The 7,085-nt window shown below is 72.9% G+C and carries 5 protein-coding genes and 1 pseudogene; 2 read left to right on the plus strand and 4 right to left on the minus strand.

What is annotated here, in order from left to right:
- Positions 1 to 310, minus strand: a pseudogene (locus tag NON00_RS23505) (hypothetical protein); the annotation flags it as partial.
- On the minus strand, positions 307 to 957 hold the full coding sequence (locus NON00_RS23510; protein WP_256025227.1) for a sigma-70 family RNA polymerase sigma factor: 651 nt from the start codon (positions 955 to 957) through the stop codon (positions 307 to 309). The pseudogene NON00_RS23505 and the gene NON00_RS23510, both read right to left, overlap by 4 nt.
- 286 nt (positions 958 to 1,243) lie before the next feature.
- Here NON00_RS23510 and NON00_RS23515 point away from each other — a divergent pair, with 286 nt between their 5' ends.
- Together NON00_RS23515 and NON00_RS23520 are read left to right on the plus strand one after the other, a co-directional pair.
- Positions 1,244 to 3,850, plus strand: a complete 2,607-nt coding sequence (locus NON00_RS23515) for a PAS domain S-box protein (protein WP_256025228.1) — start codon at positions 1,244 to 1,246, stop codon at positions 3,848 to 3,850.
- A 352-nt stretch (positions 3,851 to 4,202) separates the two neighbouring features.
- Positions 4,203 to 4,853 (plus strand): DedA family protein, encoded by a 651-nt coding sequence (locus NON00_RS23520; RefSeq protein ID WP_256025229.1) that lies wholly within the window; start codon positions 4,203 to 4,205, stop codon positions 4,851 to 4,853.
- A gap of 104 nt (positions 4,854 to 4,957) precedes the next feature.
- On the opposite strand, the gene NON00_RS23525 is transcribed toward NON00_RS23520, so the two are convergent.
- Positions 4,958 to 6,340 carry an ethanolamine ammonia-lyase subunit EutB gene (locus tag NON00_RS23525; protein WP_256025230.1) on the minus strand — a complete coding sequence of 461 codons (1,383 nt, stop codon included), beginning with the start codon at positions 6,338 to 6,340 and terminating at the stop codon, positions 4,958 to 4,960.
- 85 nt (positions 6,341 to 6,425) lie between these two features.
- Positions 6,426 to 6,971 (minus strand): GNAT family N-acetyltransferase, encoded by a 546-nt coding sequence (locus NON00_RS23530; RefSeq protein ID WP_256025231.1) that lies wholly within the window; start codon positions 6,969 to 6,971, stop codon positions 6,426 to 6,428.
- Positions 6,972 to 7,085: the final 114 nt, after the last annotated feature.

Genomic DNA, 7,085 nt, shown 5'->3' on the forward strand with positions numbered 1-7,085 from the left:
GCCGCAGCCAGTCCAGCCGCCCGCGCGGCGCGGGGCGCGGGCTGCGGGCGATGCGCGCGGCCAGCCGCGCCTGCATCCGCGCCAGGGTGGCGGCATCGGGTGGCGGCAGGCTCTCGGCCAGGGCGGCATCGAGGTGCCGCCGCCGCGCCTCGGCCGAGCGTTCCAGCAGCGCCAGCGCCGCGCCGCGCCGCGCGGCGGGCCAGAGCGCCGGCGCCGCGCCGTGCCCGGCCAGCAGGGCGGCGAACTCGGCCTCGACCATCGCCGGCCTGTCCTGGTGCATCTCGGGGTGCATCTCGGGGTGGGCGCTCACCGCGTGGCCTCGCGCAGGCGGCCGGCCAGGAAGCGGCGGGCGCGGTGCAGCAGCCCTTCCACCGCGCGCTCCGAGGTCTCCAGCACCGCCGCCGCCTCGGCGCCCGAGAGGCCCTGGTCATGGGCGAGCGCCAGGGCGGCGCGCTGGCGTGGTGGCAATGCGGCCAGCGCCTCGGCCAGCAGCGCCTGCCGCTGGCGGGCGGCCAGCGCCTCCTCCGGGCCAATCGCGGGGTCGGGCAGGCCCTCCTCCAGCGGCTGCGGCGCCTGCCCCTGGCGGCGCCGCGCCTGATCCACCGCCAGATTGGCGGCGATGCGGTAGAGCCAGGTGGACAGCTTCGCCCGCGCCGGGTCGAAGCGCGCGGCATGCTGCCAGGCGCGCAGCAGGGCCTCCTGCGCCACATCCTCCGCCTCCGCCGCGCTGCCGGTGATGCGCAGCGCGAGGCCATGCAGCCGTGGCAGGTGGCGCGCGGCCAGCGTGCCGAAGGCCAGCCTGTCCCCCTCCGCCGCCCAGGCGATCAGCGTCTCATCCGCCGCGGCCTCGCGGTCACGCTCCAACGGGCGTTGCGGGAGCCGCTCCAGCGCGGCGGCCGGGGCGGAGACGGGGCGCAGGAAAGGCAGGCGGCGGGCGGTGGCGGCGGGGAACGTCATGGGGATCCGGCAGGCTCGTGCATCCTGATACGCGCGGGGGCGGGAAATCCCACGCGGTTTTTTTGCCGCCGCCCGCACCTCTCTACGCACCGCCGCCCGCGCCATCGCCGGGGGGCGGCGCGCGGCCAGGGCAGGGGAGAAAAAGGGAGCGGCTGCGGCGTGATGAAACCTGCGTGATATGCCCCTCCCGCCCACGCCAGAAGCGAAAGCAGCGCAACAGACCCCGCTCCGGCGCGGTATCGTATCGATCATGGGAAGCAGGAAGCCAGTCCGGGAGTGGCAGGCGATGGGTTGGCGGACCGGCCGTGACGTGCCCGCCGGGGCTGGTGGATTCGCGGGCCGCAGGCCCTCCACCGCCCCTTCCTCCGCGGCTTTCGCCTTCACCACGGCCGCGCTGGCCCAGGCGGGCGGGCCGGCGGGCTCCAAGGCAGGGGGCTCCCCCACGGGCGGGGGGGCTGGCTCCGGCGGCTGGAGCGCCGCGCGGGGCGGGGCGGGGCGGCCGCCCGCGGCGGTGCGCACCGTGCGCCTGCTGCTCGCCGGCTCCCTCCTGCTGCCCGCCGCCCTGCTCGGCCTGCTCTCCTGGCAGGCCTGGGAGCAAAGCTGGGACGAGGCGACGCTGGAGGTCGCGCGCTCGGCCGAGGCCGGGGCGGAATATGCCCGCCGCGTGCTCGATGGCCACCGCCTGCGCGCCCAGCGCGCCAACGACATGATGCGCGGCCTCTCCGACGCCACCATCCGCGCCGAGGAAGCCCTGGTCAGCGCCCAGCTCGCCACGCTGGTGGAGCAGGCGGGCGGCGCCTCCGTCATCTCGCTCTATGTTTTCGACGCGGCGGGCCACCCGCTGGTCAGCGGCACCGTGCCCGCCGTGCCGCATGGCCAGAGCTTCGCCGACCGGCCCTTCAACCAGATCCTGCGCGGCCCCGGCGCGCCGGAGGCCGCCGTCACCGGCCCTTATCGCGGCCGGCTGGACGGGGCGGATTTCTTCGCCGTCAGCCTGCGCCGCCAGGAAACCGGCAATGACCGCCCGCCCGGCAGCTACCAGGGCATCATCAACGTCTCGGTGCGCATCGGCGAGGCGGCGGAGCGCCTGCAGCGCCTGCTGAAGAACCCGGCCGATACCCTGGCCCTGCTCGGCCCCGGCGGCGCCGTGCTGGCCCGCGCCGGCAAGGGGGGGGCGGGCAGGGAGGCCGAAGGGAAGGAGGCCGCGGGGAGGGAAGGGGAGGACCCGGCCGCCTTCGATCTGCCCGCCGGCGCCACCCCCGGCCAGCCCTGGCTGGAGCGCGGCCCGCAGGGGGTGCGCGTGCTCCAGCCGGTGGAAGGCTGGGAGGTCACCGCCTATGCCGCCCGCCCCCGCGCCGAGGTGCTGGCGCGCTGGGAGGCGCGGGTCGGGCAATTGCTGCTGCTCGGCGTGCCGGCGGCGCTGGCGCTGTTCGGCCTCGCCCTGCTGGTGCGGCACGGGCAGCGCGCGCTGGTGGCGGCCAATGCCGGGCTGGAGCGCGGCGTGGCCGAGCGCACCGCCGCCCTCGCCGCCAGCGAGGAAAGGCTGCGCCTGGCCCAGGAGGCCGCCGGCATCGGCGTGTGGGAGCACGAGATGCTGCCGGAAGGCCGCGCCATCTGGTCCGCCCAGCAATTCCGCCTGCTGGGGCTAGACCCCTCCGCCCCCGTGCCCTCGCTGCGCGCCCTGCTGCGGCGGGTGCTGCCGCAGGACCGGCGCGGGCTGCTGGCCGCGCTGCGCGCCGCCGCGCCGCAGGTGACGCTGCGCCTGCGCCGCGCCGATGGCGCCGTGCGCTGGCTCACCCTGATCGGCCGCCGCATGCCGGCCATGGAGGGGCGGCCCGCCCGGCTGCTCGGCGTCGCCGCCGACATCACCGAGCGCCACGCCAACGCCGCCGCCCTGGCCGAGGCGGAGGAGCGCTACCGCGCCCTGTTCGAGGGCGCGCCCTTCGCCGTCTTCCTCTTCGACCCGCACAGCCACGCCATCCTCGACGTCAATGCCCGCGCCTGCCTCGACTATGGCTACAGCCCGGAGGAATTCCGCCGCCTGACCCTGGGCGATATCGACGTGCTGGGCGAGGCGGAGGCGATCAAGCAGCGCGGCCGGCGCCACGCCGTGGCCGGGGGAATGCAGGAATACGAGGCCCGCCACCGCCTGCGCGACGGCACCCAGCGCGATGTGCTGGTGCGCGTGCAGGGGGTGCGGCTGCGCGGGCGCAACCTCTCCTACGCCGCGCATATGGACATCACCGCCCGCCGCCGCGCCGAGGAGGAGCGCATGCTGCTGGCGCGCGAGGTGGACCACCGTGCCAAGAACGTGCTGGCCCTGGTGCAGGCCGCCCTGCGCCTGACGCCGAAGGAGGACCCCGCCGCCTATACCGCCGCCGTCGAGGGGCGGGTGATGGCGCTGGCCCGCGCCCATACCCTGCTGGCCCAGGCCTACTGGACCGGGGCGGAGCTGCGCGCCCTGCTGGAGGGGGAGCTGGCCACCTTCCTCGCCCCCCCCGCCGGCACCCCCCCTGCCGGCGCCATGCCGCGCGTGGTGCTGGAGGGGCCGCGCGTCATGCTGCCGCCCGCCCTGGCGCAGGGCGTCTCCATGGCGCTGCACGAACTGGCCACCAACGCCACGAAGCACGGCGCCCTCTCGCGCGAGGGGGGGGTGGTGCGCATCGTCTGGAGCCTCTCCCCGGGCCAGGACCGGCTGAGCCTGCACTGGAGCGAAAGCGGCGGGCCGCCCCTGGCCGGGCCACCCGCCCGCGCCGGATTCGGCTCCCGCATGCTGGAAGCCACCGTCAACCGCCAGCTTGGCGGCAAGGTGCGGCGCGACTGGCGGCCGGAGGGGCTGTATTGCGAGATCGAATTGCCACTCTGTGAGCCCAGGCACAGGGATGCTGCCTGAGGCGGAGGCGGGAGAAAAAGGTTCTTTTTTGGAAAAAAGAACCAAAAAAACTTTTCTCCGCCGGCGTGGCTCCCCAGCTCTCAGCTCCGGGCGGGGAAAAGATTCTTTTAGGAATGCCCGTCTTATCCTTCCCTCCGCCGTGCCGGCTGAGGGTCCTGGCCGTTTGACCAAAGCCCGCAGGGCCGCTAGCTCCAGACGAGAAGCGCCTGAACCAGGAATAAAAAAACGGTCACGCGAAATGCGTGCGCAGCCCTTCGGGATTTGCTAAAAAGTCACGAAGCTGTGAAATCTATGTTTCCACGCTGCGGGCTTTCCCGCATCGTCGCACGGCGCAGCCGGGAGGGATGACAGGGTGGCGGAATTCTGGGCGGATTGGGGAATGCTGGCCTATCTGGCCGCCGCGGCCTGGGCCTTTTTCGAGGGGGAAACCTTCGTCATCCTGGCCGCCGCGGCCGGGCAGGCAACGGGGCTTATCGACCCCTGGTTGCTGATGCTCTCGGTCTGGTTCGGTTCCTTCCTGGGTGACCAGCTCTGGTTCACGCTGGGGCAACGCTACGGTGCCAAGGCGCTGCGCCGCATCCCCGGCGCCGAGAAGCGGCTGGCCACCGCCATGGGCTTCCTCGAGCGCTATGGCACGCTTTTCGTCCTCACCTTCCGCTTCGTCTATGGCGTGCGCAATGTTGCCTCGGCCGCCTGCGGCATCGCCGGCATGAAGCGCAGCCGCTTCGCCTTCCTCAACTTCATCGCCGCTGGCCTCTGGGCTTCCTCCTTCGTCGCCGCCGGCTGGTTCGCCGTGGCCTGGCTGGGCGAGGAGAACACGATGCATGCCCTGGCCGGCATTGGCGTGCTGGTGGTGCTCTTCCTGGCCTGGAAGCTGATCAGCCACTGGCGCCGCCGCGCCAGCGCCGCCGCCGAGGCCGCACCCGCCGCGCCGCGTGCCGCCGACCTGCCGCCGCCGCCCGCCCCGGACGCCAAGCAGCCCCTGAAGCGCGTCGCCGTCTGATTTTTCTATCAGGCTGCCGCCGTCTCCCGGCACGGCGGGACGCCTGACTGAAAAAGTTTTTTGGTTCTTTTTTTCAAAAAAGAACCCTTCTCTTCTTCCCTCGCCTAAATCCCTTCCGCCAGCAGCGCCCGCGTGGCGCGCGGCGCCAGGGGCCGGATGCGCCCGGCGCTGTCGCGCATCTCCATCCGGTCGAGCCAGGCCTCGAATTCCGGCGCCATGCCGAGGCCGAGCATGCCGCGCAGCGCCAGCACGTCGTGAAACGACAGGCTCTGATAATTGAGCATGATGTCATCCGCCCCCGGCACCGCGATCAGGAAGGTCACGCCGGCGACGCCGAGCAGCGTCATCAGCGTGTCCATGTCGTCCTGGTCGGCCTCGGCGTGGTTGGTGTAGCAGACATCGACGCCCATCGGCACGCCGAGCAGCTTGCCACAGAAATGGTCCTCCAGCCCGGCGCGCAGGATCTGCTTGCCGTCATAGAGGTATTCAGGCCCGATGAAGCCCACCACCGTGTTCACCAGCAGCGGGCGGAAGGCGCGGGCCACGGCATAGGCGCGCACCTCCACCGTCTGCTGATCGACGCCATGATGCGCATCGGCCGAGAGGGCGGCGCCCTGGCCGGTCTCGAAATACATCACATTGTCGCCCACCGTGCCGCGCTTCAGCGCCAGCGCGGCCTGCTCCGCCTCGCGCAGCACGGCGAGGTTGATGCCGAAGCCGGCATTGGCCGCCTCCGTCCCGGCGATGGACTGGAACACCAGATCCACCGGCGCGCCGCGCTCCATCATGGCGATGCTGTTGGTGACATGCGTCAGCACGCAGCTCTGCACGGGGATGTCGTGGCGCAGGCGGAGATGCTCCAGCATCTCGGTCAGGGCGATGCAGTTGGGCACATTGTCGGTGGCGGGGTTGATGCCGATCACCGCATCGCCGCTGCCGAGCAGCAGCCCGTCGAAGGTGGCGGCGGCGATGCCGCGCAGGTCGTCCGTCGGGTGGTTGGGCTGCAAGCGGCTGGCCAGCCGCCCGGGCAGGCCGAGCGTGGTGCGGAAGGCGGTGACAACGCGGCATTTGCGCGCCACGGCCACGAGGTCCTGGTTGCGCATCAGCTTGGAGACGGCGGCCACCATTTCGGGCGTCAGCCCGGGCGCCACGGCGGCGAGGGCGGTGGCATCGGTGCGGTGGTCCAGCAGCCAGTCGCGCAGGCCGCCCACCGTCAGCGACCGCAGCGGGGCGAAGGCGGCGGCGTCATGCGTGTCGAGGATCAGCCGCGTCACCTCGTCCCGCTCATAGGGGATGAGGGCCTCGTTGAGGAAGGCCAGCAGCGGCAGCTCGGCCAGGGCCATGCGCGCGGCGATGCGCTGCGCGTCGCTCTCCGCCGCCAGCCCGGCCAGCTCGTCGCCCGAGCGGCGGGGGGAGGCGGCGGCCAGCAGCGCCTTGAGATCGGGGAAGACATGGCGCTCACCGCCCGCCAGGCTGGTCCTTTTCATATTTTTTCACGCTGCCGCTGTCTTGTGATGAAGTGGGGCGCGGCAGGGAGTCCGCGCGGGGGTGGCCCGGTGGTGTGCCGGCGGGTCAGGCGGGCTCACGGGCGGGGGGCGTGGCGTCGGCCTCGCCGAGGGGGCGTTGCAGCAGCACCACATCCAGCCATTCGCCATGCTTCCGCCCCACCGCGCGCAGCGTGCCCACGCGGGTGAAGCCTGCCGCCTCGTGCAGCCGGATGGAAGCGGTATTGCCGCTATCCCCCACCACGGCGATCATCTGGCGGAAGCCGCGTTCCTCGCAGGCGGTGATCAGCGCGGCCAGCAGCCGCCGCCCCAGCCCGCGCCCGGCCGCGCCCGGCGCCACATAGATCGAGTTCTCCACCGTGTTCTGATAGGCCGCGCGCGGGCGATAGGCGCCGGCATAGGCATAGCCCAGCACCTGCCCGGCCTCTTCTGCCACCAGATAGGGCATGCCGGCCTCGGCCAGGGCAGCGAAGCGGCGCTGCATGTCCTCCAGCGGGGGTGGCGCCGTCTCGAAGGAGGCGCGGCCCCAGGCGACGTGATGGGCGTAGATGGCGGTGATGGCGGGCAGGTCCGCCGGGGTGGCGGAGCGCAGGGTCAGGCAGGGGGCGGTCATGGTGCCGCCTGATATAGCAAGAAGCGCGCCGCGTGGGCTTGAGGGGGCTTTGCCCCCTCAAACTCCCCCAGCAGGGGACAGGGTCCCCTGCACCCGCCTTCCGTTGGGTTTCCA

The sequence above is a fragment of the Roseomonas sp. GC11 genome, assembly GCF_024437745.1.
Taxonomy (GTDB): domain Bacteria; phylum Pseudomonadota; class Alphaproteobacteria; order Acetobacterales; family Acetobacteraceae; genus Pseudoroseomonas.